This is a genomic window from Sphingomonas sp. BRN-1R (genome assembly GCF_057748035.1).
Map to the genome: position 1 here is coordinate 2512193 of NZ_CM173236.1, position 23948 is coordinate 2536140.

Below are 23948 nucleotides of genomic sequence, written 5' to 3' on the forward strand. Positions count from 1 at the left end.
CGGTGTCCGCTCACCCCAGCGGCGCGTCGATCGACAGCGGCGGCACCGAGAACCATTTCGGCCCGGCCGGCGTCATGTGGAAGCAGTCCTCCAGCCGCACGCCGAACTGACCGGGCAGATACAGGCCGGGTTCGTCGGAGAAACACATGCCCGCCGCGAGCGGCATGGTCTCACCGCGGACGAGGTTGACCGGCTCGTGCCCGTCGAGCCCGATGCCGTGGCCGGTGCGGTGCGACAGCCCCGGCAGACGGTAACGCGGACCATAGCCGAGGCTTTCGTAATAGCCGCGCACCGCATCGTCGACCGCGCCCGCCGGCGTGCCGATCCGCGCCGCAGCGAAGGCTTTCGCCTGACCGGTGCGGACATGCTGCCACACGGTACGCTGCGCCTTGCTCGCCGCACCGTGGACGAAGGTGCGCGACACGTCCGATTGATAGCCCTGCACCGTGCAGCCGCAGTCCATCAGCACCACCTGTCCGTCCTGCACGATCTGGGCTGCACGGCTGCCGTGCGGGTAGGCGGCAGCCTCGCCGATCAGCACCAGCGAGAATTCGGGGCTGCCACCCAGCTTGCGCGTCGCCGCATCCATCAGCGCGGCGATCTGCTCGCGCGTCATGCCCGTCTCGACGCGTGGATAGACCCAGCGATAGGCCGCGATCGTCACGTCGGTCGCGAGTTGCATCAGCGCGATCTCGGGTGCGGTCTTGACCATGCGGCAGCCGCGCACGACCGGATTGGCCGAGACGATCTTCGCGCCCGGCAGCGCGCGCGCGAGCCCGTCCACCGCGAAATAGCGCACCGTTTCCTCCACGCCGACGGGCCGAGCGGCGAGACCCCGCTCGCGCAGGAACCCCGCCACCAACGCGAGTGGATCCTCATCCTCCTGCCACACCCGCACGTCGGCGGCGATGCCGAGCGTCTGGCGCACCGACGGCTCCTCGAAGAACGGGGTGACGATGCAGGGGTCGCCCTCCGCCGGCAGCACCGCCGCGGTCAGCCGCTCGCTGCGGTGCCACGCCACGCCGGTGAAGTAGATGAGCGACGATCCCGCCTCGACCAGCACCGCGCCGATCCCGTTCGCTTTCATCAACGCCTGCGCCCGCGCGATCCGTGCGCGTCGCTCGTCCGCGCCGATCGGCACCGCCGCTTTGGTCATGTCGGACAGGCCGGCAAGGTCGGGTTCGGCCGCGCGAAGCAGGCCGGACGACGCGAGCAACGGGAGCGTCCCCGCACCTTTCAGGATCCTGCGACGATCCACCGAGAAGAAATTTTGCTGCATGCCGCGACGATACGGCGCTTGACGACGCGGGGGCAATGCCCTTCGCTGTACGCGGGGCATCCGGGAGAACAAACTTGGCGAAGCGATTGACGTGGTACATCCTGGGCGGGCTGGTGCTCGGCATCGTGCTTGGCTGGGCGATCCACGCGGGGGTGGATGACGGCACGCCGGCCAGTGCGGCACGGTTGAAGGCGATCGCAGGCTGGTTCTCGATCCTGACGACGGTGTTTCTGCGCCTCATCAAGATGATCATCGCGCCGCTGGTGTTCTCCACGCTGGTCGTGGGCATCGCGCATATGGGCGATACCGGCGCGCTCGGCCGGGTCGGGCTGAAGTCGCTCGGCTGGTTCGTCGGCGCGAGCCTGGTGTCGCTGACGCTCGGGCTGCTGCTGTTCCACCTCACCTCCGATCTCGGCGATGCGCTGGGCCTCAGCCCGCATCTGACGCCGCCGCCGGTCGACGCCTCGGTCGGGCTGGACGAAAGCGGGTTCGACGTCGCCAAGATCATCACGCATATCGTGCCGAGTTCGATCGTGGACGCGATGGCGACCAACGAAATCCTCCAGATCGTGATCTTCTCGGTGTTCTTCGGCGTCGCGGTGACGGCGGTCGGCGCGCGCGCGGAGCCGCTGGTCGCGGCGGCCGAGGGGCTGGCGGCGGTGATGCTTCAGATCACCGATTACGTAATGCGACTGGCGCCGATCGCGGTGTTCTCGGCGATCACCGCCGCGCTTGCCGAACACGGGCCGGCGCTGATATTCAAGCTCGCCTATTTCATGGGCAGCGTCTATTTCGGATTGGCGACCTTGTGGATTGCGCTCGGCGCCGCGGCGTTCGCGGTGATCGGCAGGCGGGCGGGCACTTTGTTCCGCTACATCCGCGAACCGGCGCTGCTCGCCTTCTCTACCGCATCGTCCGAGGCCGCCTTCCCGCGCACACTCGAAGCGCTCGACCGGTTCGGCGTGCCCGCCAAGATCGCCAGCTTCGTGCTGCCGCTCGGCTATTCGTTCAACCTCGACGGTTCGATGATGTACATGACCTTCGCGGCGCTGTTCATCGCCAAGGCCTATGGCATCCACCTCGCGCTTGGCACGCAGATCGTCATGCTGCTGACCTTGATGGTGACATCGAAGGGTATCGCCGGCGTGCCCCGCGCGAGCCTCGTCGTGATCGCGGCGACTTTGTCGCAGTTCGGCATTCCCGAGGCGGGGCTGTTGCTCATCATCGGCGTGGATCAGTTCCTCGACATGGGCCGCTCGGCGACCAACGTGGTGGGCAACGCGATTGCGGCGAGCGTCGTGGCGCGCTGGGAAGGCGGCTTCGAGGAGCCGCTACCCGCCGAGATCGAGCCGCCGCATGCACCGAGCCATGGGTTCAGCCATCACGGGTGACAACGATCCTGCGTAGCGGGAGCGGTGACGTCGATTCGATCGCGGGGGTAAGTGCGTTCTCCGCGACAAAGGCTGGGCGACGTCCGCGAACATTGTACGCATACGTTCTGCCCGGAGCGAACGCGGCGGCGCGGAACCCCGCAAACGCATGTCGGCGTAGGGCAGACGAACGGTGTCGGCGAACCGCTGTGGAATCGGCTCACCTGAGGATCGCCGGTGAAGATCGCCCCCCGCACGAATCGAGATCGCGCTCGCACCGCTGGTGAAAGCCGTCTCGTCGCGTCGCCCTAGGTAAGGCGCCTGATGATATAGATTCCCGAAAGATCGCCCGACCTACCCCGCGTAAGCGTAAGCGCCACCCTGTTGGAGCGCCGCCTGATAGGCGGGGCGCGCATGAATCCTGTCGAGCCAGGCGATCGTCGCCGGGCGACTCGCGTCTAGCCCGGCGCGGCTGCGCGCCGCCTCGAGCGGGAAGCTCATCATCACGTCGGCGGCGGTAATCGTGTCGCCCGCAAACCACGGATGATCCGCCAGCACGCTTTCCACATAGTCGAGATGCACCTCCACCATCGGCCGGAAACGCTTGATCGCCGCGCGTCCGAACACCGGCACACGGCTCAGCACGAGCGACACCAACAGCGGCGGCATCAGCGAGCCCTCGGCGTAATGAAGAAACTGGCGGTAACGCAAAGCCGCCCCCCGATGCGCGGGCGCGGCGAAGCGGCCATCGCCTTTCTCGACCAGATATTCGACGATCGCACCGGTCTCGACCAGAACGTGGCTGTCATCCTCGACGATCGGCGACTTGCCGAGCGGGTGGATGCGCTTGAGCGCTTCGGGCGCGAGCATCGTCCTGGCATCGCGCGCGTAACGGCGGACGATGTACGGCAGGCCGAGTTCCTCGAGCAACCACAAGACGCGCTGCGACCGCGAATTCTCGAGATGATGGACGATGATGGTCATGCCGGCTCCTTTCGCGGAGCGCTCAGCGCATGCCGTGCAAGACGGTTCCGAAAACCTCCGGCAAGGGCGACCGGCGCATGCTGCGGCGCGACATGCTGAAAGGCCCGCGGCGTACGCGGGCCTTTCCGGGCTTCGCGGCGTGTGAGGGCACGTCGCGTAAAAGAAAGAGTGCGCCGCCACCCGAGCGGCGGCGCTACCTCACATTTCGGCGTCGTCGTCCTCGGGACCGGCCATCATTTCTTCGGCGACCTTGTCGGTGCGGCTGCGGATCGCCTTTTCGAGACGGTCGCACATCTCGGGATTTTCCCGCAGGAAGTTCTTCGAGTTCTCACGACCCTGACCGATGCGCACGCTGTCGTAGCTGAACCACGCGCCCGATTTCTCGACCAGCCCGGCCTTCACGCCGAGATCGAGGATCTCGCCGATCTTGGAGACGCCCTGCCCGTACATGATGTCGAACTCGACCTGCTTGAACGGCGGGGCGACCTTGTTCTTGACGACCTTGACGCGCGTGGTGTTGCCGATGATCTCCTCGCGGTCCTTGATCTGGCCGGTGCGACGAATGTCGAGGCGGACCGAGGCGTAGAATTTGAGAGCGTTGCCGCCCGTCGTCGTCTCGGGATTGCCGTACATCACACCGATCTTCATGCGGAGCTGGTTGATGAAGATCACCATGCAACGCGAGCGGCTGATCGAGCCGGTCAGCTTGCGCAGGCTCTGCGACATGAGACGCGCCTGAAGGCCGACATGGCTGTCGCCCATCTCGCCCTCGATTTCGGCGCGCGGCACCAGCGCGGCGACCGAGTCGACAACCAGCACGTCGATCGCGTTCGAGCGCACGAGCGTGTCGACGATTTCGAGCGCCTGCTCGCCGGTGTCGGGCTGCGAGACGATCAGTTCGTCAATATTGACACCAAGCTTCTTGGCATACACCGGATCGAGCGCATGCTCCGCATCGACGAAGGCAGCGGTGCCGCCGGTCTTCTGCGCCTCGGCGATGACATGGAGCGCGAGCGTGGTCTTGCCCGAGCTTTCCGGCCCGTAGATCTCGATCACGCGGCCGCGCGGCAGGCCGCCCACGCCAAGCGCGATATCGAGTCCGAGCGAGCCGGTCGAGATCGCCTCGACCTGCATCGTCTCCTTGGAGCCGAGCTTCATCGCCGAGCCCTTGCCGAACGCGCGATCAATCTGCGCGAGTGCGGCTTCGAGCGCCTTTTGCCGCTCGTCGGCGGCCTTGGTATTGGATGCTGCCATTTTGGAGTCGATGACCTTCAAAGATGCCGCCACAGGAGCCTCCATCGCTAAACCGTTGTGCGCACCGATACAATGCGCGTTGGAGGCTTCGTATCCTATTTGTTCCGGGAGAACAAGAGCGGAACTTACAATTTCGTGTCATCGTCGCCCCGGCGCAGGCCGGGGCCGCTCACTTCGGAGCAATCGGCTAGCCAGATTATGCAGCGGCCCCGGCCTGCGCCGGGGCGACGAGGTCAGGCGAGCGCGTCTAACGCCTTCGACACGCCATCCATCGTGAACGGCTTGGCGAGCGACGGCCGGTCGCGGAAGCGTTCCGCCACGCTGTCGTGCGAGCCGCCGGTCGCGAACACGAACGGGATGTTCCGCTCGGCCAGCGCGTCGGCGATCGGCAGGCTGGTCTCGCCGCCACGCAAATTGAGATCGAGGATCGCGGCGTCGATCCCCCCCGCCTCGACCAGCTCCAGCGCCGCCGCGCAGCAATCGGCAGTGCCGACCGGCACCTTGTCGAGGATCTCGAGGAAGTCCTCCAGCATCATTGCGATCAGCGGTTCGTCTTCGACGATCAGGATATTCTGCGGTGCGCCCATGATTCGCCCATAACCGTCAACCCCCGCCCGCACCAAGCCCTTTTGCCGTCATAAGCGCGCGCACCGCCTCGGCAAGCTGCTGAACTGAAAACGGTTTGGCCAAAAATGCGACGTTGTCGAGATCGATCGACTTGCGCAGCGTCTCCTCGGCATAGCCCGACATGAACAGGATCGGCAGGTCCGGGTAGCGCTTGCGGGCGTGGCGCACCATCGTCGGCCCGTCCATCAGCGGCATCATAACGTCGGTGACGAGCAGATCGGGGCGCGGCTGACTGGCGAGCCGTTCGAGCGCCGCCTCGCCATGTTCGGCGGTGAGGACGGTATAACCCTGCCGCGTCAGCGCGCGTTCGGCGACGGCGCGCACCATGTCCTCGTCCTCGACCAGCAGGATGGTGCCGCTGCCCCACAGGTCGAGCGGCTTCTTGGGCGGCACGATCACCGTATCGGCGACCGGCACCGAGGCGGTGTGGACCGGCAGATAGAGCGTGAACACCGCCCCCTGCCCCGCCTTGGATTCCGCAAAGATATAGCCACCCGATTGCTTGACGATGCCATAGACGGTCGACAACCCGAGCCCGGTGCCCTTGCCGACCTCCTTGGTGGTGAAGAACGGCTCGAAGATCTTGGGCAGGATCTCAGGAGGAATACCCGCACCATTGTCGGCGACTTCGAGCGCGACGTAATCGGCGATCGGCAGGATGTCCGACCCCATCCGCCGCACGTCGGCGGCGGTGACGGCGAAGGTGCGGATCGACAGCACCGCGCCACCCTGCGGCGGTTTGCTGAGCATCGCATCGCGCGCGTTGACCGCAAGGTTGACGACGACCTGTTCGAGCTGCCCCGGATCGGCGCGCACCGGCGCGAGGCTGCGGCCATGCTTGACGTTGAGCGTGATCGTCTCGCCGAGCAGGCGCTTGAGAAGCTGCGACACTTCCGAGACGATATCGGGCAGTTGCAGCACCTGCGGGCGGAGCGTCTGCTGGCGCGAGAAGGCAAGCAACTGGCGCGTCAGCGAGGCGGCGCGGTTCGAATTGGCGCGGATCTGCTGGATGTCGTCATAGTCGCTGTCGCCGGGCGAATGGCGCATCAGCATCAGGTCGCAATGGCCGATGATCGCGGTGAGGATGTTGTTGAAATCATGCGCGACACCGCCGGCGAGCTGGCCGACCGCCTGCATCTTGGTGGCCTGCGCGACCTCGCGCTTGAGCCGGGTCTCCTCGCCATTGTCCTTGAGGCTGAGCAGCACCGCCGCATCGCCCAGCCCCCGCGCGCCCGCGATCGACAACGCGACCGGCTCGTCGGGATGATCCTTCAGGCGGATGGCGAGATCGCTCGAATGCGCCGCCCCGCTCGCGAAGCGACGCACCGCGTCGGACACCACGCCCTTGTCCTCGCGCACCACCAGATCGCCCGGATAGAGCGGCGGCGCGGCGGGATCGACCCCGGCGGCGCGCGCGAACGAATCGTTCATTTGCAGGAAGCGCCCGTCGGCCCCGACCAGCGCGACGCCGAACGGCATCAGCGCGACAAGCGTCTGGACATGCGCGGTGGCGCTCGCGCCGATCGCGGGTGCACCGCCCTGCTCCTCGTCGATCAGCGCGACGAGCATCGGCGCCTCGTCGCCTTCGAGGAACGGGATTTGCAGGATCCGCAGCGGGTTCCTGAGCATCCCCTCGCGTTCGAAACGGACCATGCCGCGTTCGTCGGTGATGAGAAAGCGCGCGAAATCACGGCCGGTGATGGCGGCATCCTCATGCCCCATCGCCCGCGCGCGCAGCACGCTGTTGGCGGTGACGACCCGCCCGTCATGCCCGATCAGCGCGATCATGATGCCGGCCCGACCGAACTGGTCGCCGGTGCGGCTCGCGACGAGATCCTCGACCGTCGCGGCGAGGTTCATGCCGGTGGACTGACGGAAGCGCCACACCAGCAGGTCCCCGTCCTCGCCCGCGCAGGCGATCTCACCGGTGACGGCGGTGCCGCGCACGACGAGCCGCTCGACCGTCGCGGTGCCGTCGCGCCACGCCTTGCGGCCAGCGATGCCGAGCCGGTCCGCGCCGTCGCCGTCGAGCGGCAGGCCGGGCGGCGTCGGGAAACCGCCGAACAGCGCCTCGTAACGATCGTTCGCGCACACCAGCCGCCCGGCGCGGTCGGTCACGGCGACCGCATCGGGGCTGGCGGCGGCGAGCGTGCGGGCGAGTGCCCAGTCGGGTTCCGCCCCCTCGCCCGCATTGGCCGGGAACAGGCGGCGGAACGCGATTGCGCCGCCCGCCACCAGGATCGCGGTGGCGAGGAACGCCGCCGCGATCACGATGTTGCCGAGCAGCAGCAGGATCACCAGCGCGGCGGCGATGCCGCTGCCAACGGCGATCAGCGCGGCGCTGCGCTGCGCGGCGGTCGGGTCCGGGTTCAGGGCAGGAAAGCTGGCCATTCGAACCCTCTCTGTGGTCGCACCCGGACCAGCGTCAAGCTACCAGATGCGGACGCGTTGCTCGGGCGTGAGATACAGCGTCTCGCCCGGCTTGGGCTGGAACGCGCCGTACCACGGATCGAGATTGCGCACGATATCCGCGCGTTGCTCGGACGGGCTGTGCGGATCGACCAGCAGCCGCTGGCGCAGGTTCGCCTCGCGGTAGCTGCGCCGCCAGACCTGCGCCCAGCCGAGGTAGAAACGCTGATCCGCGCTGAACCCGTCGATCACGGGCGGCTGCGCACCCCCGAGCGAAGCGTGATACGCGTCGTAAGCGATCGTCAGGCCGCCCAGATCGGCGGTGTTCTCGCCGAGTGTGAGGTGGCCGTTGACGTGCATGCCGGGCAGCGGTTCATACGCATCATATTCCTTGGCGAGCGCCTCCGTGCGCGCGTTGAACGCCTTGACGTCGGCGGGCGACCACCAGCTCGCGAGCTGGCCGTGCTCGTTATATTTCGCACCCTGATCGTCGAAATGATGGGTCAGCTCATGGCCGATCACCGCGCCGATGCCGCCATAGTTCACCGCCGGGTCCGCCGCCGGATCGAAGAACGGCGGCTGGAGGATCGCCGCCGGGAAGACGATCTCGACCATCGGCGGGTTGGCGTAGGCGTTCACCTCCATCGGCGTCATGCCCCATTCCCAGCGCTGGAGCGGCTTGCCGAGGTGGCTGACGTTATAGGCGTGGCTCCACTGGTTAGCGCGCCACGCGTTGCCGAACGCATCGCCCGCCGTGACGGTCAGGCCGGAATAATCCTTCCACTGGCTCGGGTAGCCGATCTTCGGCGTGAACGCGGCGAGTTTGGCATGCGCGCGGACCTTGGTGGCGGGCGTCATCCAGTCGAGCTTGTCGATACGGGCGTCCATCGCGGCGATGATGTTGTGGACGAGCTTGTCCGCCGCAGCCTTCGTCTCGGGCGGGAAATACTTCGCGACGTAGAGCTTGCTCACCTCGTCGTCGATCGCGCCGGTGGTGAACTGCACGGCGCGCTTCCACCGCGCCTCCTGCTCGGGCGTGCCGGACAGGACGTTGCCGTAGAAGGCGAAATGCTCGTCATCGAAGGTCTTGGGCAGCACGTCGGCGTAGGCATCGAGCGAGCGCATCAGCAACTGGTCGCGCAGAACGGTCAGCGACGCCGAGGCGATCAGCCGCGCGATGCCGGCGACGGCGGTGGGCTGCGCGACAATCACGCTGTCGACCGGCGCGCCGATGCCGGCGAAATAGGCGACGAAATCGAAGCCGGGTGCGGCCTTGGTCAGCGCGGCGACGGTCATCTTGTTGTAGGTCTTGTCCGCGTCGCGGCTTTCGGTCCGCGTCCAGCTTACGCCTGCGATCCTGGTCTCATACTCGACCAGCGCCTTAGCGCGCGCTGCCGCATTGGGCTCGCCGGCGAGCGTCAGCACCTTGGCGATGTGTGTTTCGTAGGCGGCGCGGGCTTCGGCAAGCTTGGCGTCCTTGCTCAGATAATAGTCGCGGTCGGGCATGCCGAGCCCGGCTTGCGACAGGCTGAGCGCATAGACTTCGGGGTTCTTGTCGTCCTGACCGACCCCCGCGCCGAACGGGCCGTCGATCCCCGCCCGTGCGGCCTCTGCCACCAAAGCCGCATAGGCACCCTTGGCCTTCAGCCCCTTCACCTTGGTCAGCCACGGCTGGATCGGCGCAAGCCCCTTGGCGTCGATCGCCGGACGATCGAGGAAGGTGGCATACGCCGTGCCGATCTTCGAGTTCGAATCCTTCGCGGCCTCTTCGAGAATACCCTTGGTGCGCGATTCGGACAGATCGGACAGCAGGTTGAACGAACCGTAGTTCGACTTGTCGGCCGGGATCGGCGTGGTCTTCGCCCAGGTGCCGTTGCCGTACTTGTAGAAATTGTCGCCCGGCGGGACCGAGCGGTCCATCCCGGCTTCGTCGAAGCCGAACGTGCCGAATTGCGGCTTGCCGGTTGTCGTCGCCGCGGCAGCGCGATCGGCGGCGGGCGGCGGCGGCACGTCTGCGGCGGGCGGCGCGGAGTCGGTCGCGCAGCCGGCCAGCATCGTGGCGGAAAGCAACGCCGCGAGAAGCGAGGATCGGATCATGAAACACCCCTGAAACATTATGATAGGGTGTTGTAAGCGGATGTTACAGCCCCGGTCCAGCCCGCCGTAACGATCGCGCGCGCCACTTGCGCACGATCCACCAGCGCCAGCCGAGCGTGCTCGCCGCGAAGCCCGTCACCGCGAAGACGACCGTGATCGTCACCAGCCCGAGCGCCAGCGCGGGCCCAGCCTCTGACAGCAGCCAGTGCAGCCAGCCCTCGCTCGCGCGCACCACGTTCGCGCCTTCGGCTTCGTACCGCAGCAGTCGGCTGCCGACCCAATAGGCCGCGACCCACAGGGGCGGTGTCGTCAGCGGATTGGTGATGAGCGTGGTAAGCGCGGCGGTGGGCACGTTCGCCCGGCACGGCAGCGCGAGCAGCGCCGACAGCGGCACCTGCGCGACCGGGAACAGGATGCCGGTCACCATGCCGAGCGCGACGCCGCGCGGCACCGATCGCCGCGTGAACCGCCAAAGCTCCGGCGCGAGCACGCGGTGCGCGACCGGACGGAGGATGCGGCTGCGCTCCATGCTCTCGCGCGTCGGCACGTTGGCGCGCAGCCACGCAGTTGCCCGCGCGAGCATGCCGCTCATCCGCGCTCGCGCATCAGGCGGCCCTGCTCGCGCTTCCAGTCGCGCTCCTTGGTCGCTTCGCGCTTGTCGTGCGCCTTCTTGCCCTTGGCGAGCGCCAGTTCCACCTTCGCACGACCCTTCGAGTTGAAGTAGATCATCAACGGCACCAGCGTCATCCCCTCGCGGGCGACGGCGCCGTGCATCTTGTTGATCTCGCGCTCGTGAAGGAGGAGTTTACGCGGCCGTTTAGGCTCGTGGTTGAAGCGGTTGCCGTGGCTGAACTCGGGCACGTTCGAGTTGATGAGCCACACCTGCCCGTCATTCACCTCGGCATAGCTCTCCGCGATCGAACCGGTGCCCGAACGCAGCGACTTCACCTCGGTGCCGGTCAGCGCGATGCCGGCCTCGTAGGTGGTTTCGATCGCATAATCGTACCGCGCGCGCCGGTTCTCGGCGACGATTTTGGTTTTTTCGAAAACGGGGGGTTTGGGACGGGCCATAAGAGACGGGGATGTAAGGCGCGCGGCCGCTTATGGGAAGGCCGGAGTTGCGTCGGCCCCGACTGCGGTGTTCAGTCCGGCCGCCGCGCGCCGTGGCGGACGCCGACGATATACACCGTTTCGCCGTCGACCCGGTAGCGCATGACATAGGGCGGGATCGTCGCAAGCTCGCGCCGGCCGCCGGTGCGTCCGCGTTCGGGAAAGTCCTTGAGGGTATCGGCGGCGTCGATCAGGCGTCGCGCCATGCGCTGCGCCGCCTGCGGGTCGAACTGGTGGATGTAGCGGCGGATCACCTCGAGACTGGCGAGCGCTTCGCGTGTCCAGACTATTCGAGCCATTCGGCAGGTGCCGGGGCTTCGGCAGGCGTTCCCCATGTCGCCAGCCACGCGGCGACCTCGGCATGATCGACGATCCGGCCAGCAGCGACGTCCGCGTCCGCGCGCGCATCGGCATCCGCGACAGCTTGCGGATCGGGTTGCTCGTAGAGGGCTCGCTCGACGTTCATCGCGTGGAACATACCATCATCTCGCGCACGAGACGAGCGCCTATAGCCCAGCCGCCGCCATCGCCGCATCGACCGCAGCGCGCGCCGCCTCGTTCGGCCAGGTCATCGGCAGGCGCAGGCCGGTCGGAAAGCCGGGGATCACCTTCGACACCGCGTACTTCACCGGCCCCGGCGAGGCATCAGTGAACATCGCCAGATGCAGCGCGAACAGCCGATCCTGTAGCGCGAGCGCGCCGGTGTAATCCTCATCGTCGATCGCCGCCTGGAACTCGGCGCAGAGCCGCGGCGCGACGTTCGCCGTCACCGAGATGCAGCCCACTCCGCCCATCGCGCTGAAGGCGAGCGCGGTCTCGTCGTTGCCGGAAAGCTGCGCGAATGCCGGCCCGCACGCCGCGCGCTGCTGCGACACGCGGGTGAGCGCGCCGGTGGCGTCCTTCACCCCGACGATACTGGCGGGGAACGCCTCGACGAGCCGCCCCATCGTCTCGGGCTGGATGTCAGTGACGGTGCGCCCGGGCACGTTGTAGAGCAGCACCGGCAGGTCGCACGCCTCGACGATCGCGGCGAAGTGGCGGAAGATGCCCTCCTGGCTCGGGCGATTATAGTATGGCGGCACCATCAGCGCGCAATCCGCACCGGCATCCTTGGCGGCCTTGATGTTGCGGATTGCGACCCGCGTGTCGTTGCTGCCCGCACCCGCGATCACCGGCACGCGGCCCTTCGCCTGATCGACGCAGACCTTCACGACATGGAAATGCTCCTCGAAATCCATCGTCGCGGATTCGCCGGTGGTGCCGCACGGCACCAGACCGGTCGAGCCTTCGGTGATCTGCCATTCGACGAAGTCGCGGAACGCGGTTTCCACGAAGCTGCCGTCTTCGGCGAACGGCGTGACGAGTGCGGGGATCGAGCCTGTGAACATGGCCGTCCCCTACGCGCGGGCGCGTCGAAACGAAAGCCCGTTCAGGCGGTGAACCGCTTGGTGAAGCCCTTGGGCGCGCGCTCCTGATCGGCACGCGCCTCGACATTGTCGATCCGCGCCTTTTCCGGGCCTTCACGCACCGCCTCGACCATGCCGTCGACCTGCTCCTCCTCGCCCGCGATCAGCAGTTCGACCCGTCCGTCGCGCAGGTTGCGTACCCAGCCCGCCACGCCGAAATCGCGCGCGCGGCGCACCGCCCAATCGCGGAAACCGATGTTCTGAACCTTGCCACTCACGTAAACGCGTTGAACGACTTGCATTGCGACCTAGCTTCCCTTGAACGACCGCGCCGCCCGGCACGGGTATGCCGCGACGCCTAGCACGCGCGGCCGCGAAGGACATAGGCCATGCGAGCGGCTTGTCGCAAAGCACGCCGCCTTGGTCGCGCAGCCGCTAGCGCGCGGGCGGATAGTCGATCGCGATCACCTCATATTCGCGTTCGCCCGCCGGCAGCACCACGCGCCGCAGATCGCCGATCCCGGCGCCACGCAGCGCGCGGGCGAGCGGCGCGTTCCAGCCGATCCTGCCCGCACCCGCATCGGTCTCGTCGTCGCCGACCAGCGTCAGCACCCGCTCGGTATCGTCCTCGTCGGCGATGGTGACGGTCGCGCCGAACCACACGCGGCTGCGGTCGGCCTGCTGCGCGGGATCGACGATCCTGGCGGCCTTCATCCGCCGCGCGAGGATATTAAGCCGCCGGTCGATCTCGCGCAACCGCTTGCGACCGTAGATATAGTCGCCGTTCTCGGAACGATCGCCGTTGCCCGCCGCCCAGGAGATCACATCGACCAGCTTGGGCCGTTCGTCGCCCAGCAACTGGTCGTATTCGGCGCGCAGCACCGCATAGCCGGCGGGCGTGATGTAATTGGGACGGTCGTTCATCGCAGCGGCCTAGCGCGCCGCCGCCGTGCTGTCATGGTTCAGCCGGGCCGGCCCTTGCCGAGATACCAACTGATCCGGTTCACCCCGGTGGAACGCGCATGCTGCGGGTTCATCAGATCGTACACCACCGCGTTTTCAAGCACGCGCTGGACGTAGTTCTTGGTCTCGTAGATCGGAATCGCCTCGATCCAGTCGACCACGTCCACCGCCCCAGTGCGCGGATCGCCGTTGGCGCGGAGCCACTTGTTCACGTTGCCGGGCCCGGCATTGTACGCCGCCACGGCCAACGGATAGCTGCCGTACAGATTGTAGATCCGCGCGAAATAGCTCGATCCGACCATGATGTTGTAATCGGTGTCGGTGGTCAGATCGGCGGGATTATAGCTCAGCCCGAGCTTGGTCGCGGTTTCGCGCGCGGTGCCGGGCATCAACTGCATCAGCCCGCGCGCGCCGGCATGGCTGACCGCGGCGCGGTCGAACTGGCTCTCCTGCCGGGCGATCGCGTGGATCATCACCCAGCTATCGTTGGCGCTGGCGGGCACGCGCACCGTCGGGAAGCCGACCGTCGAATAATCGCTGAGGCCGTTCTGGAGCGCGCTGCGCCCGACCATCACGCCGAGATCGGGGCGACCGAGCGTGCGCGACAGCTCGGTCGCGAGCGCGTGGTCGCTGTCGGTCTTGGCGTCGATCGCTATCTGGCGGACGAACGCGCTCTGATCCTCCCAGTCGCCGGCAGTGCCGAGATATTGCGCGGCGCGCACCGTCTCGCGATTGTAGAACGCGTCACGCGCGACCGGATCGACCGGGCGCATCACCGGCGCGCCGGGTGCGGCGAGCGCGCGGCCGAGCCGTTCGGTAGCGAGTTGGCCGTAGAACAGGTCGGGGAAGCCGGCGGCCTGCGTGTAATAGCCGGTCGCCACGTCGCGCTGCCCGGCGGCTTCGGCGGCCCGGCCCGCCCAGTACAGCCCCTTCGACTGCGTGGTCGGCGCCTTCGAGGCATGCGCATAGCGCGCGAACAGCGACACCGCATCGGCGGGACGGCCGAGCTGCTTCAGCGCGGTGTAGCCGGCCAGCCAGACCAGACTCGTGTAATCGTCGCGCTCACCATAAGGCTGTGCGCTGACGTCGGTGCCGACCGGGTAGGCGTCATCCACCTGGCGCGCGATATCATAGGCGGTGGCATATTGCGCATCCGCCGCCGCGCCCTTGGCGTTGGCGAGCAGCACCTCATACCATTCCTCGACGCTCCCCGGCCGCGTCGCGAGCGCAGGGCGCCGCGCGAGCAGCTCGCGCGCGCCGAAGCCGCCGTTGTTGCGCAGCCACGTCGCGCGATCGGCGAGCCAGCCCGGATCGGTCGTGCCTACCGCCTGAGTCGCGATCGCCTGCGACGGCGCATCGGCCGCATTGGTGCGGAACGCGAGCCGCGCGGTGAACACCGGCCGGCGCGCGAAGCTGGTCAGCGCAAGCTGACGCTGCGCCGCCGAGGTCGCACCCTGCCACAGCAGCATGTCCATACGCAGATCGTGATCCGCCGGGGTGAGCGCAGCCGAGAAGCCGGTGATGATCTTGGCTTCATCGGTGACGGACAGGTTGCCCGATACCCAGGCGTTACGCGCGGCGAGGTTCGCCTCGTCACGATAGCCCGATGCCGCCAGCGCCTCGGCGAAACGCGTCTTGCCCGCGCCGGTCAGCGGCGGGAAGCGGCGGAAGAACGCGACCGTGGTGGTCGGCGAAACCGGTGTGGTGCCGTCGAGCGCACGCTCAGCCGCGCGGCGCAGCGACATCTCCGCCGGCCAGCCCGGGTGCGCGATCAGGAAATTGGCATACGTCTCGAACGGATAGCCGCTGGTCTGCTGAAGCGACTTCCACTGCGCGACCGCCGCCGACAGCGCGGCGTTCTGCGCCGGATTCTGCTGCTGCGTCAGCGCCTGCGTCGCGCGCCCCCAGCCGAGTTGATCCTGTGCCGCGCCGGCAACGGCGATCGCGCCGGATGCACCCGCCGCCAGCAACACGAATTTGATGACCCCCGGAACCATGCCGCAATATATAAGCCAAAGCCGCTAAGGTGTCTCGTATCAAAAGCAAAAATTGCGGCAGGCGGTTGGTCGGAAATCGCCGGTGGCATCGCACCGCGATCGTGTTACTCTGCATGCCATGACGGCGCAGGAAGTCATCACCATCCCCCACCGCGCGAAATTGCGCGTGGCCGACTTTCTGCTGCTCGCGGAGGCGGGCGCGTTTCAGGATTACGCCCGTACCGAACTGATCGAGGGGGAAATCTGGGTCGTGAATGCCGTCCACAGCCGCCATGCCCGTGCGCATTCCATCGTCACCGTGGAACTCGGCATCGCACTGAAGGTTATGGCCTCGCCGCTGCTGCTCTACACCGCACCATCGACCGAATTGTCCGGCGACTCACTGCCCGAACCTGACATTGCCGTCGCTGACCCCAACGACGCACGCATCCTGCCCGGCGGCGACGTGCGCATCGCCATCGAGATCTCCGATTCCACGCTCGATATCGATCTTGGCCGCAAGCTGCGGCTCTACGCTCGGTATGCCGTGCCGGAATACTGGGTGATCGACGTCGAGGGTCGCGTCATCCATCAGATGTGGTCGCCCGCCGGCGAAACCTATGCCGAGCGCCGCGAGATCGCGTTCGGCACGCCGATCACCGCCGCGACGATAGCCGGCCTGACGGTAGAGACGAGCGCGCTCTGATCACCGTACGATGATGCGACGTTACGATTTTCGTGATACGATCGGATCATGACCGAGCTTGTTCCCCTGACGATCGAGCCGTTACCCGTGAAGTTGCGGGTGGAGGATTACCTCGTGCTCGACGAACTCGGCGCGTTCGAGGCTTACGGCAAGACCGAACTGATCGAGGGGGAAGTCGTTTACATGAATGCGCAGCATCGGCCGCATGCGCGGATCAAATCTCGTTTGTTCCGGGTGCTTGCTGATGCGCTGGACGCTGCGGCAAGCAACCTCGAAGCGCTGGTCGAAGGCTCGATCGCGATGCCGCCGCATAACGTGCCGGAACCGGATATAGCGCTGACGGCCGAACCTGAGGGCAAAGGCCTCATCCCGCTCGCGTCGCTCGCACTGGTGATCGAGGTGGCGGACGCGACAGTCAGGAACGATCTCGGCCGCAAGCAGCGCATCTATGCCCGCGATGACGTGCCGGAATATTGGGTGGTCGACGTCAACAAGCGCATCATTCACCAGATGTGGTCGCCCGCCGGCGAGACCTATGCCGAACGCCGCGAGATCGCGTTCGGCACGCCGATCACCGCGGCGACGGTCGCCGGCCTGACCATCGCCACCGACACGCTCTGATCCGTCAGCGCCCGCGCCAATACTCGAACGCGCGGCCCTGAAGTTCGCGCACCAACCCCGCCGCCTCCGGCCCTTCCCATGCGCCGGTGTAATCGTGCCGCTCGGCGACGCCGGTCCACCAGCCCTGCCCCGGCAAGCGGTCGCTCTCGCGCACCACCAGAACCGCCAGTTCGGGCTCGCCCGCTCCCGCCCCCTGCATGTCGATCGCGTCGAGCGTCTTGCACAACGCGCGCATCTTGGGCCGGGTGAAGCGGTGGCCGAGATCGCGCAGCGCCTCGGAATAGCTCACCACCCGCCCGTCGCGCGCGGCGGCTACGAGCAGCGCACGCACGCGCGCCACGTCGGCGATCGTGCCCGGTCCGGTCTCGGCGGGCACGATGCCTTCGTCCTCCAGCCACTGCGACAGCGTGCCGCCATCGAGGCCGGAGGACCGGGTCGTCACCGCGTCAGCTTCTTGTACGCCAGCCGGGTCGGACGGTCGGCAGCATCGCCGAGGCGACGGCGCTTGTCTTCCTCGTAGCTTTCGAAGTTCCCCTCGAACCATTCGACATGGCTGTTGCCTTCGAAGGCGAGGATGTGCGTGGCGAGGCGATCGAGGAAGAAGCGATCGTGGCTGATCACCACCGCGCAACCCGCGAAGCTCTCCAGCGCTTCCTCAAGCGCGCGGAGCGTCTCGACGTCGAGATCGTTGGTCGGTTCGTCGAGCAGCAGGACGTTGCCGCCCTCCTTCAACATCTTCGCCATGTGGACGCGGTTGCGCTCACCGCCGGAAAGCTGGCCGACCTTCTTCTGCTGGTCCTGCCCCTTGAAGTTGAACGCGCCGACATAAGCGCGCGTGCCGAGTTCCTGCTTGCCGAAGCGGAACACGTCGAGCCCGTCCGAAATCTCCTCCCAGACGTTCTTGTTGGGGTCGAGATCGTCGCGCGACTGGTCGACGTAGCCGAGCCGCACGGTCGAGCCGACGTCGAGCGAACCCTCATCGGGCTGCTCCTGCCCGGTGATGAGCTTGAACAGCGTCGACTTGCCCGCGCCGTTCGGCCCGATCACCCCGACGATGCCACCGGGCGGCAGCGTGAAGTCGAGGTTCTCGAACAGCAACTTGTCGCCATAGGACTTGGTCAGGCCCTTCGCCTCGATCACCTTGCCGCCCAGCCGCTCAGGGATCTGGATGAGGATCTGCGCCTTGCCGATCGAACGGTTCTCCTGCGCGGCCATCAGTTCGTCGAACGCACGGATACGCGCCTTGGACTTGGTCTGGCGCGCCTTGGGGGTCTGGCGCATCCACGCCAGCTCGTCGGCGATCGCCTTCTGCTTGCCCTGCTCCTCGCGCTCTTCCTGCGCCAGCCGCTGCGACTTCTTCTCGAGATAGCCCGAATAGTTGCTCTCGTAGGTGTAATAGCGGCCACGATCGAGCTCGAGCACCCAGTTCACCACGTTGTCGAGGAAGTAGCGATCGTGGGTGACGAGGATGACGTTGCCGGTATATTCCTTGAGATAGTTCTCAAGCCACTGCACGCTCTCGGCATCAAGGTGGTTGGTCGGCTCGTCGAGCAGCAGGATGTCGGGCTTCTCCAGCAGCAGCTTGCAGAGCGCGACGCGGCGCTTCTCGCCGCCCGACAGGTTGGTGACGGGGCTGTCGCCGGGCGGGCAGCGGAGCGCCTCCATCGCCTGTTCGAGCTGGCTGTCGAGGCTCCAGCCGTCGACCGCGTCGATCTTGGCTTGGAGATCGCCCATCTCCTCCATCAGCGCATCGAAATCGGTGTCGTCCTTGGGATCGCCCATCTCCGCCGAGATCGCGTTGAAGCGCGCGAGCATGTCGGCAATCGGGCCGGCGCCGTCGCGCACGTTGCCGATCACGTCCTTGGTGGGGTCAAGCGTCGGTTCCTGCGGCAGATAGCCGACCTTGATGCCCTCGGCCGCCCACGCCTCGCCGGTGAAATCCTGATCGATGCCGCCCATGATCTTCATGAGCGTCGACTTGCCCGAACCGTTTGGCCCGATGATCGCAATCTTCGCATCGGGCAGGAACTGGAGGTGGATGTTGTTGAGAACGGGCTTGGATGCGCCCGGGAAGGTCTTGGTCAGGCCCTTCATCACATAGGAATATTGGACGGCCATTCGGGGTCGTGCTCCGAGACAGGATAAACTGGAAGTTGCACGGGCATTTAAGAGGCTCGGGCACAATTGGCAACGTGAGCGCGGGCGGTTAGACTGGCGGCATGGAACGGCTCGAAATCCCGGTGGATGGCGACAGCGAGCGCTGGCTCGACGCGCTCGAACGCGGCGACGAAGTGGTGTTCGTGCGCGACGGCAAGCCCGTGGCGGAGCTTGCGGCGCGGCGTGAGGGCAGGAAAAATCCGCTCGACCCGGACGCGCTCGCGGCGGTGCAGGCGGCGATGGCGCCGCTGCGGGTTCCGGGCGTGACAGGAGCCCAGTTGATACGCGAACTGCGCGACGCGTCCGACCATTGAGCGCATCCGCGTTCTACGTCGACCCCAGCGTGATTGCCGGTATCGTACTCGGCGATATCGAGACCGACGCCGTTGCCACCGTTGTGCCAATCGGCACGGTGCTGGCTTATAGCACGTTTGGCTTTGGCGAAGTCGTTTCGGCAATCTCCGCACGCACCCGTGCCGCACACGGCAGCGACGAGGATGCCGCCGACCGCTTTCGCGATCTCCGGGTTTTTCTGACGAACTGGGACTGGGCCGACTGGACGCCCGGCGATCTCGACCGCGCGATCGCCCTTACCGCCCGCGCTTCGCTGGCAATCAAATTGCCTGACGCGATTCATATCGCGATTGCGGAACGGCTCGGTGTTCCCTTACTCACCCTCGACCGCCAGCAGTTCTCGGCGGCGCGTTCGCTCGGGCTTTCGCCCATCCAGCCTGCCAATTCGGGATAGCTCATGACCTCCCTTCGCCTCGCCCTGCTTTGCTGTGCCCTCGCTTCGCCGCTGCCCGCACTCGCCGCACCACGTGTCATGCCCGCCGGTGTCGTGCCGGATGCGAAGGTGGCCGCGCTGCGCGATGCCGCGATGAAGGACGATGTCGCCTGGGATATCGTCGAGGGCATCACGACCGAAATCGGCCCGCGCCCCGACGGTTCGCCCGCAGAACAGCGCGCGCGGGACTGGGCGGTGGCAAAGCTCAAGAGCCTCGGCTTCAGGAACGTGCGGGTCGAACCCTACGACCTCCACAACGTATGGGAGCGCGGCGCCGAGACTGCCGAGGTGGTCGCACCCTATCCGCAGCCGTTGAAGCTCGCCGCGCTTGGCAATTCGGGCGCGACGCCGGCGGCCGGGCTGACTGCGCCGGTCGTCTATTTCGAAACGGTCAACGATCTCATGCTCGCGCCCGACGGCAGCCTGGCCGGCAAGATCGCGTTCGTCTCCAACGCGATGCAGCCCACGCAGGGCGGTGAAGGCTATGGCAGCAACGGCGTCGCGCGCTTCCTCGGGCCGAACCTCGCCGCGAAGAAGGGCGCGGCCGCGATCGTCATTCGCTCGATCGGCACCGATCACAGCCGTGCGCCGCATACCGGCACCACCGATTTCGAGGCGGGCGTCGCGCCGATCCCCGCCGCCGCGCTGTCGGTCGCGGATGCCGAGAACCTCGTGCGCATCATCAAGCGCGGCAAGCCCGTGACGTTGCACCTGACGCTCACGCCGAAGTTCGTCGGCACGCGCACCTCCGGCAACGTCGTCGCGGAAGTGCCCGGCACCGACCCCAGGGCGGGGATCATCACGATCGGCGGGCATCTCGACAGCTGGGATCTCGGCACCGGCGCGATCGACGACGGCGCCGGCTTCGCGATCACCACCGCGGCGGCGAAGTGGCTGATGGAAGCGGGCAGGCACCGCCGCACGATCCGCGTCGTGTGGTTCGGCGATGAGGAGACCGGCGGGTTCGGCGGCCTCGCCTATGCCAAGGCGCATGCGAGCGAACGCCATGCCCTCGCCGCCGAATCCGATTCGGGTGCGGATTACGTCTATCGCTTCAACGCCAGTTTCCCCGACGCCGCCAAACCGGTGGCGGACCGGATCGCGGTCGCGCTCGCGCCGATCGGCGTGGTGCGCGGGCACGACACGGCGCACGGCGGCACCGATGTCGAGCCGACGCTGGCGCTGGGCGCGGCGGGAATCGACCTCAACCAGTCGGCATTGCGCTACTTCGACTGGCACCACACGCCCGAGGACGTGCTCGACCGGATCGACCCCGAACAGCTCCGCCAGAACGTCGCCGCGTGGACGGCGATGCTGGCGATCGTTGCGGATGCGCCCGAACCTCTTGTCTCAGGGCAATCTTCCCAATAAGGCGGCGACGCGTAAACAGCCGCAAATCCCCGATTTACAACCAGGGATATGATTTGCGATTGAGACGTTACGGATGCGCGATGGTTCATCCACGCTTCGCGACGGCATCGGGCTGGCCGCGGAATATATAGACTGCTTTGGGAGCAACCGCATGAAGAAGATCGCCCTTGTTCTCGTCGCCGCCGGCCTGATGTCGCTTGGCGCGTGCCACAAGAACCCCGAGGCTGCTGCTATCGAGAACAACGCCGACATGGTGGCGGACAACATCGATGCGGCCGCTGACAACATGGACGCGATGGCCGACAACACCTCGAACGCTTCGGCTTCGGACATGATGTCGAACGCCGCCGACAACGCGCATGACGCAGCGGACAACGTCCGTGCGGACGGCGACGCCAAGGCTGACAACGTCACCAAGTGACGTCTCCTCACGCCGCCCGCGCGGCGGCTTGAGAGGTGACAGGGGCGCTCCGGTTCGGGGCGCCCTTTTTACGAATCGACCAGATTGCCTGAGGGACTCCACCATGAAGACCATGATCGCGTTCGATCTCGACGGGACGCTCGCCGAGAGCAAGCAGCCGATCGGCGACGAGATGTCCCTCCTCCTCAAGCGCCTGCTCGACGTGGCGCAGGTGGCGGTGATCTCGGGCGGCGACTGGCCGCAGTTCGAGAAGCAGGTGGTCGGCCGCATGCAGGCGGACGCCAAGCTCGAACGGCTGTTCATCATGCCGACCACGGGCACCAAGCTGTTCCGCTATGACGGCACCACGTGGCAGACGATCTACAACGACAGCTTCTCGCCCGAGGAGCGCGACCAGGTGCTCGAAGCGCTCAACAAGGCGTGGGATCAGGCCGGCTTCGGGGGTGAGCAGACCTGGGGCGAGCGGATCGAGGATCGCGGCAGCCAAATCACGCTCTCCGCGCTGGGCCAGCAGGCGCCGCTCGAAGCGAAAGAGCATTGGGACCCCAAGCAGGAGAAGCGCCGCCAGTTGCAGGCGATCCTGCGCACGATGATTCCCGATCATTCGATCAACATCGGCGGCGCGACCTCTGTCGACATCACCCGCAAGGGCATCGACAAGGCTTACGGCATGCGCCGGCTGTGCGAGCATGCCGGGATCGAATTCGACAACATCCTGTTCATGGGCGATGCGATCTATCCGGGCGGCAACGACGATCCGGTGCGCGCGGCGGGCATCGATTCGATCAAGGTGCGCGATGTGGCCGATACCTCGGTTGCGATCACGGCGGTGATCGCCTGTTTGAAGGGCTGAGCCAATCCCGTCGCCCCGGCGCAGGCCGGGGCCGCTGGGTTCAGGCCACGCGGATCGCCAGATCACGCAGCGGCCCCGGCCTGCGCGGGGGTGACGAGTTCTACCGCTCCACCGTATCGCGCTTCATCGGCGCGAGCTTTGCCAGAAAGCGGTTCTGCGCGAAGAAGGAAACACCCTCCGCCTGCATCGCGCTCTGGAGGTTCTCGATCAGCGCGGCCATGTCGGCGACCTGAAGCCCCATGTTCTTGTGCGCGTCCTTCATGGTGCGACCGCTATAGTCGCAGCCGCCGTTGAGGATGTAGCAGAACTGCTCCTTCAGCGTGCGCCGCAACCGCACCAGATCCTGCCCCTTGAAAATGTCCGAGATGCGCGGATCGGCGACATTGCGCGCGACCATCGTGTCGACGATCCGCGCAATGCCGGCGCGTCGGTGAAACGCGTCGAGCATGCCGGTGCCCTTGAACGGTGTCGCACCGGCGTTGGTGTTGCTCTGCGCATAGGGATCGACCGGCTCCTCGCCGGGCGGAACGCTCTGGATCGCGGCGGCGAGCGCGAGGGCGAAGATCAGCATCGCGGCACCCTAGCCTATAAACTGCCCTGGATCGACAGGAACGCACCGCGCTGACGGCGCACGGTCGCGATATCGCCGAGATCGGCATAGGCGACCGTCACCGCGAGATGATGCGTCGCCTGCCACGCGCCGAACAGATCGTAAGCCTTCTGCTCGCGCGCGAAGCCGAGGTTGTCCGGCTTGGTGCGAAGCTCCGCGCCAACCAGCACACGCCGCGTCAGCAGTACGCCGGCAGAACCTTCGAACTGCGGGTGATAGGCATCGTCCTTGTCCCCGCCGAAGCCGAGCAACCCGAACTGATTGGCCTTGGTGAAGCGCACCGTGCCGCCCACCACCATGCTGCGCGCGAGCAGAACCTTGGTGGCGGACACGAGGAAATCGACTCCGCGCGTCTCGCGCCCGCCGACTGCGCGGATCACCGCCCCCTTCTCCGCGCGCTTGTACTGCACGCCCACCGAAATCTGCGGCAGCACCGTATCCTGATCGTACACCGCGTCGCCGATCAGCCGCAGCTTGGCGCCGAACACGTCCTGTCCGAACTTGAAACCGTGCCCCAGCCCCAGCGCCGCGCCGGCCGCGCGCGTGTCGAAGGTCTGGTGCGCATAGGACAGTTCGACGCGGTTGCGGATGCCGACCGCCGCGCCCACGCTCGCCAGATCGAAATCGGGCAGCGCCACGTAGGTCGCATGGACGCTGCCGCCGATGCCGTCGTTGGTCTCGTTGCCCGAGACGAGCGCCCAGGTGGCGAGACCGCCGCCGCTCGCCCCTTCCACGCTCGACACGCCGCCGGTCAGCAGCAGCTTGCCGCCGGCGCGCATTTCCTTCGCCGCCGCCGGCTGCACCGCCGCCGCCAGCAATAGCATCAGGCTGGCGAGAACCCGCCAGTATCTCGACATTGGTGCGACCCCCGCTTTTCTGCCACCGCCATAGCGCGATGCTGGTTACGAGCGGGTAAGCGCGCCGTTCAGAGGTTCGTTACCGATTTG

26 protein-coding genes are annotated in these 23948 nt (G+C 66.7%); 8 read left to right on the top strand and 18 right to left on the bottom strand.

Annotation, left to right across the window (positions count from 1 at the left end; translation table 11 throughout):
* Positions 1–10: 10 nt before the first annotated feature.
* On the bottom strand, positions 11–1279 hold the full coding sequence (locus AC3ANX_RS11455; RefSeq protein ID WP_488333408.1) for a M24 family metallopeptidase: 1269 nt from the start codon (positions 1277–1279) through the stop codon (positions 11–13).
* A 74-nt stretch (positions 1280–1353) separates the two neighbouring features.
* Between AC3ANX_RS11455 and AC3ANX_RS11460 the strand changes: the two genes are divergently transcribed.
* Complete coding sequence (locus tag AC3ANX_RS11460) at positions 1354–2670, top strand: dicarboxylate/amino acid:cation symporter (RefSeq protein WP_488333409.1); 1317 nt, start codon at positions 1354–1356, stop codon at positions 2668–2670.
* Positions 2671–3003: 333 nt separating this feature from the next.
* Here the strand turns inward: AC3ANX_RS11460 and AC3ANX_RS11465 are convergent, their stop codons facing one another.
* The 13 genes from AC3ANX_RS11465 to AC3ANX_RS11525 all read right to left on the bottom strand — a co-directional run bounded on the left by AC3ANX_RS11465 (position 3004) and on the right by AC3ANX_RS11525 (position 15496).
* A complete protein-coding gene (locus AC3ANX_RS11465) occupies positions 3004–3633 on the bottom strand; it encodes a glutathione S-transferase family protein (RefSeq protein ID WP_488333410.1) in 630 nt (209 codons plus the stop codon).
* A gap of 198 nt (positions 3634–3831) precedes the next feature.
* Positions 3832–4920, bottom strand: coding sequence for a recombinase RecA (gene recA / locus AC3ANX_RS11470; RefSeq protein WP_488333411.1), 1089 nt, complete (start codon positions 4918–4920; stop codon positions 3832–3834).
* Between the two features lie 200 nt (positions 4921–5120).
* Positions 5121–5474 (bottom strand): response regulator, encoded by a 354-nt coding sequence (locus AC3ANX_RS11475; RefSeq protein ID WP_488333412.1) that lies wholly within the window; start codon positions 5472–5474, stop codon positions 5121–5123.
* 16 nt (positions 5475–5490) lie between these two features.
* On the bottom strand, positions 5491–7905 hold the full coding sequence (locus AC3ANX_RS11480) for a hybrid sensor histidine kinase/response regulator (RefSeq protein ID WP_488333413.1): 2415 nt from the start codon (positions 7903–7905) through the stop codon (positions 5491–5493).
* Between the two features lie 39 nt (positions 7906–7944).
* Positions 7945–10020 (bottom strand): M13 family metallopeptidase, encoded by a 2076-nt coding sequence (locus tag AC3ANX_RS11485; RefSeq protein ID WP_488333414.1) that lies wholly within the window; start codon positions 10018–10020, stop codon positions 7945–7947.
* Between the two features lie 43 nt (positions 10021–10063).
* The gene (locus AC3ANX_RS11490; protein ID WP_488336937.1) at positions 10064–10603 is read right to left on the bottom strand and encodes a DUF2062 domain-containing protein; all 540 of its coding nucleotides are present in this window, start codon (positions 10601–10603) and stop codon (positions 10064–10066) included.
* A gap of 5 nt (positions 10604–10608) precedes the next feature.
* A complete protein-coding gene (smpB, locus tag AC3ANX_RS11495; RefSeq protein WP_488333415.1) occupies positions 10609–11091 on the bottom strand; it encodes an SsrA-binding protein SmpB in 483 nt (160 codons plus the stop codon).
* A 71-nt stretch (positions 11092–11162) separates the two neighbouring features.
* Positions 11163–11429, bottom strand: coding sequence for a type II toxin-antitoxin system RelE/ParE family toxin (locus AC3ANX_RS11500; RefSeq protein ID WP_488333416.1), 267 nt, complete (start codon positions 11427–11429; stop codon positions 11163–11165).
* Positions 11417–11608 carry an antitoxin gene (locus tag AC3ANX_RS11505; protein WP_488333417.1) on the bottom strand — a complete coding sequence of 64 codons (192 nt, stop codon included), beginning with the start codon at positions 11606–11608 and terminating at the stop codon, positions 11417–11419. Before AC3ANX_RS11505 ends, AC3ANX_RS11500 begins: the two co-directional genes overlap by 13 nt.
* Positions 11609–11636: 28 nt before the next feature.
* Positions 11637–12518, bottom strand: coding sequence for a 4-hydroxy-tetrahydrodipicolinate synthase (gene dapA / locus AC3ANX_RS11510; protein ID WP_488333418.1), 882 nt, complete (start codon positions 12516–12518; stop codon positions 11637–11639).
* A 41-nt stretch (positions 12519–12559) separates the two neighbouring features.
* On the bottom strand, positions 12560–12814 hold the full coding sequence (locus AC3ANX_RS11515; protein ID WP_488333419.1) for an acylphosphatase: 255 nt from the start codon (positions 12812–12814) through the stop codon (positions 12560–12562).
* 157 nt (positions 12815–12971) lie between these two features.
* Positions 12972–13460 (bottom strand): transcription elongation factor GreB, encoded by a 489-nt coding sequence (gene greB, locus AC3ANX_RS11520; protein WP_488333420.1) that lies wholly within the window; start codon positions 13458–13460, stop codon positions 12972–12974.
* A gap of 38 nt (positions 13461–13498) precedes the next feature.
* Positions 13499–15496 (bottom strand): lytic transglycosylase domain-containing protein, encoded by a 1998-nt coding sequence (locus AC3ANX_RS11525; protein WP_488333421.1) that lies wholly within the window; start codon positions 15494–15496, stop codon positions 13499–13501.
* Positions 15497–15578: 82 nt separating this feature from the next.
* On the opposite strand from AC3ANX_RS11525, the gene AC3ANX_RS11530 reads away from it, so the two are divergent.
* Positions 15579–16181 carry a Uma2 family endonuclease gene (locus tag AC3ANX_RS11530; RefSeq protein WP_488333422.1) on the top strand — a complete coding sequence of 201 codons (603 nt, stop codon included), beginning with the start codon at positions 15579–15581 and terminating at the stop codon, positions 16179–16181.
* Between the two features lie 48 nt (positions 16182–16229).
* On the top strand, positions 16230–16802 hold the full coding sequence (locus tag AC3ANX_RS11535; protein ID WP_488333423.1) for a Uma2 family endonuclease: 573 nt from the start codon (positions 16230–16232) through the stop codon (positions 16800–16802).
* 4 nt (positions 16803–16806) lie between these two features.
* Here AC3ANX_RS11535 and AC3ANX_RS11540 read toward each other — a convergent pair whose 3' ends face one another.
* Positions 16807–17244, bottom strand: coding sequence for a ribose-phosphate pyrophosphokinase (locus AC3ANX_RS11540; RefSeq protein WP_488333424.1), 438 nt, complete (start codon positions 17242–17244; stop codon positions 16807–16809).
* Complete coding sequence (gene ettA, locus AC3ANX_RS11545; protein ID WP_488333425.1) at positions 17241–18920, bottom strand: energy-dependent translational throttle protein EttA; 1680 nt, start codon at positions 18918–18920, stop codon at positions 17241–17243. The genes AC3ANX_RS11540 and ettA overlap by 4 nt, the downstream gene beginning before the upstream one ends.
* A gap of 101 nt (positions 18921–19021) precedes the next feature.
* Here ettA and AC3ANX_RS11550 point away from each other — a divergent pair, with 101 nt between their 5' ends.
* From AC3ANX_RS11550 to AC3ANX_RS11570, 5 genes are all read left to right on the top strand, one after another.
* Positions 19022–19273: a hypothetical protein gene (locus tag AC3ANX_RS11550; RefSeq protein ID WP_488333426.1), complete on the top strand. Its 252-nt coding sequence runs from the start codon at positions 19022–19024 to the stop codon at positions 19271–19273.
* Positions 19270–19707 (top strand): type II toxin-antitoxin system VapC family toxin, encoded by a 438-nt coding sequence (locus AC3ANX_RS11555; protein WP_488333427.1) that lies wholly within the window; start codon positions 19270–19272, stop codon positions 19705–19707. Before AC3ANX_RS11550 ends, AC3ANX_RS11555 begins: the two co-directional genes overlap by 4 nt.
* 3 nt (positions 19708–19710) lie before the next feature.
* Positions 19711–21117, top strand: coding sequence for a M20/M25/M40 family metallo-hydrolase (locus AC3ANX_RS11560; RefSeq protein WP_488333428.1), 1407 nt, complete (start codon positions 19711–19713; stop codon positions 21115–21117).
* A 151-nt stretch (positions 21118–21268) separates the two neighbouring features.
* Complete coding sequence (locus AC3ANX_RS11565) at positions 21269–21538, top strand: hypothetical protein (protein WP_488333429.1); 270 nt, start codon at positions 21269–21271, stop codon at positions 21536–21538.
* Between the two features lie 103 nt (positions 21539–21641).
* Positions 21642–22391 carry an HAD-IIB family hydrolase gene (locus AC3ANX_RS11570; protein ID WP_488333430.1) on the top strand — a complete coding sequence of 250 codons (750 nt, stop codon included), beginning with the start codon at positions 21642–21644 and terminating at the stop codon, positions 22389–22391.
* Between the two features lie 100 nt (positions 22392–22491).
* Here the strand turns inward: AC3ANX_RS11570 and AC3ANX_RS11575 are convergent, their stop codons facing one another.
* On the bottom strand, positions 22492–22962 hold the full coding sequence (locus tag AC3ANX_RS11575) for a group I truncated hemoglobin (RefSeq protein WP_488333431.1): 471 nt from the start codon (positions 22960–22962) through the stop codon (positions 22492–22494).
* 14 nt (positions 22963–22976) lie between these two features.
* Positions 22977–23858 (bottom strand): DUF3034 family protein, encoded by an 882-nt coding sequence (locus tag AC3ANX_RS11580; protein WP_488333432.1) that lies wholly within the window; start codon positions 23856–23858, stop codon positions 22977–22979.
* Between the last annotated feature and the right edge of the window lie 90 nt (positions 23859–23948).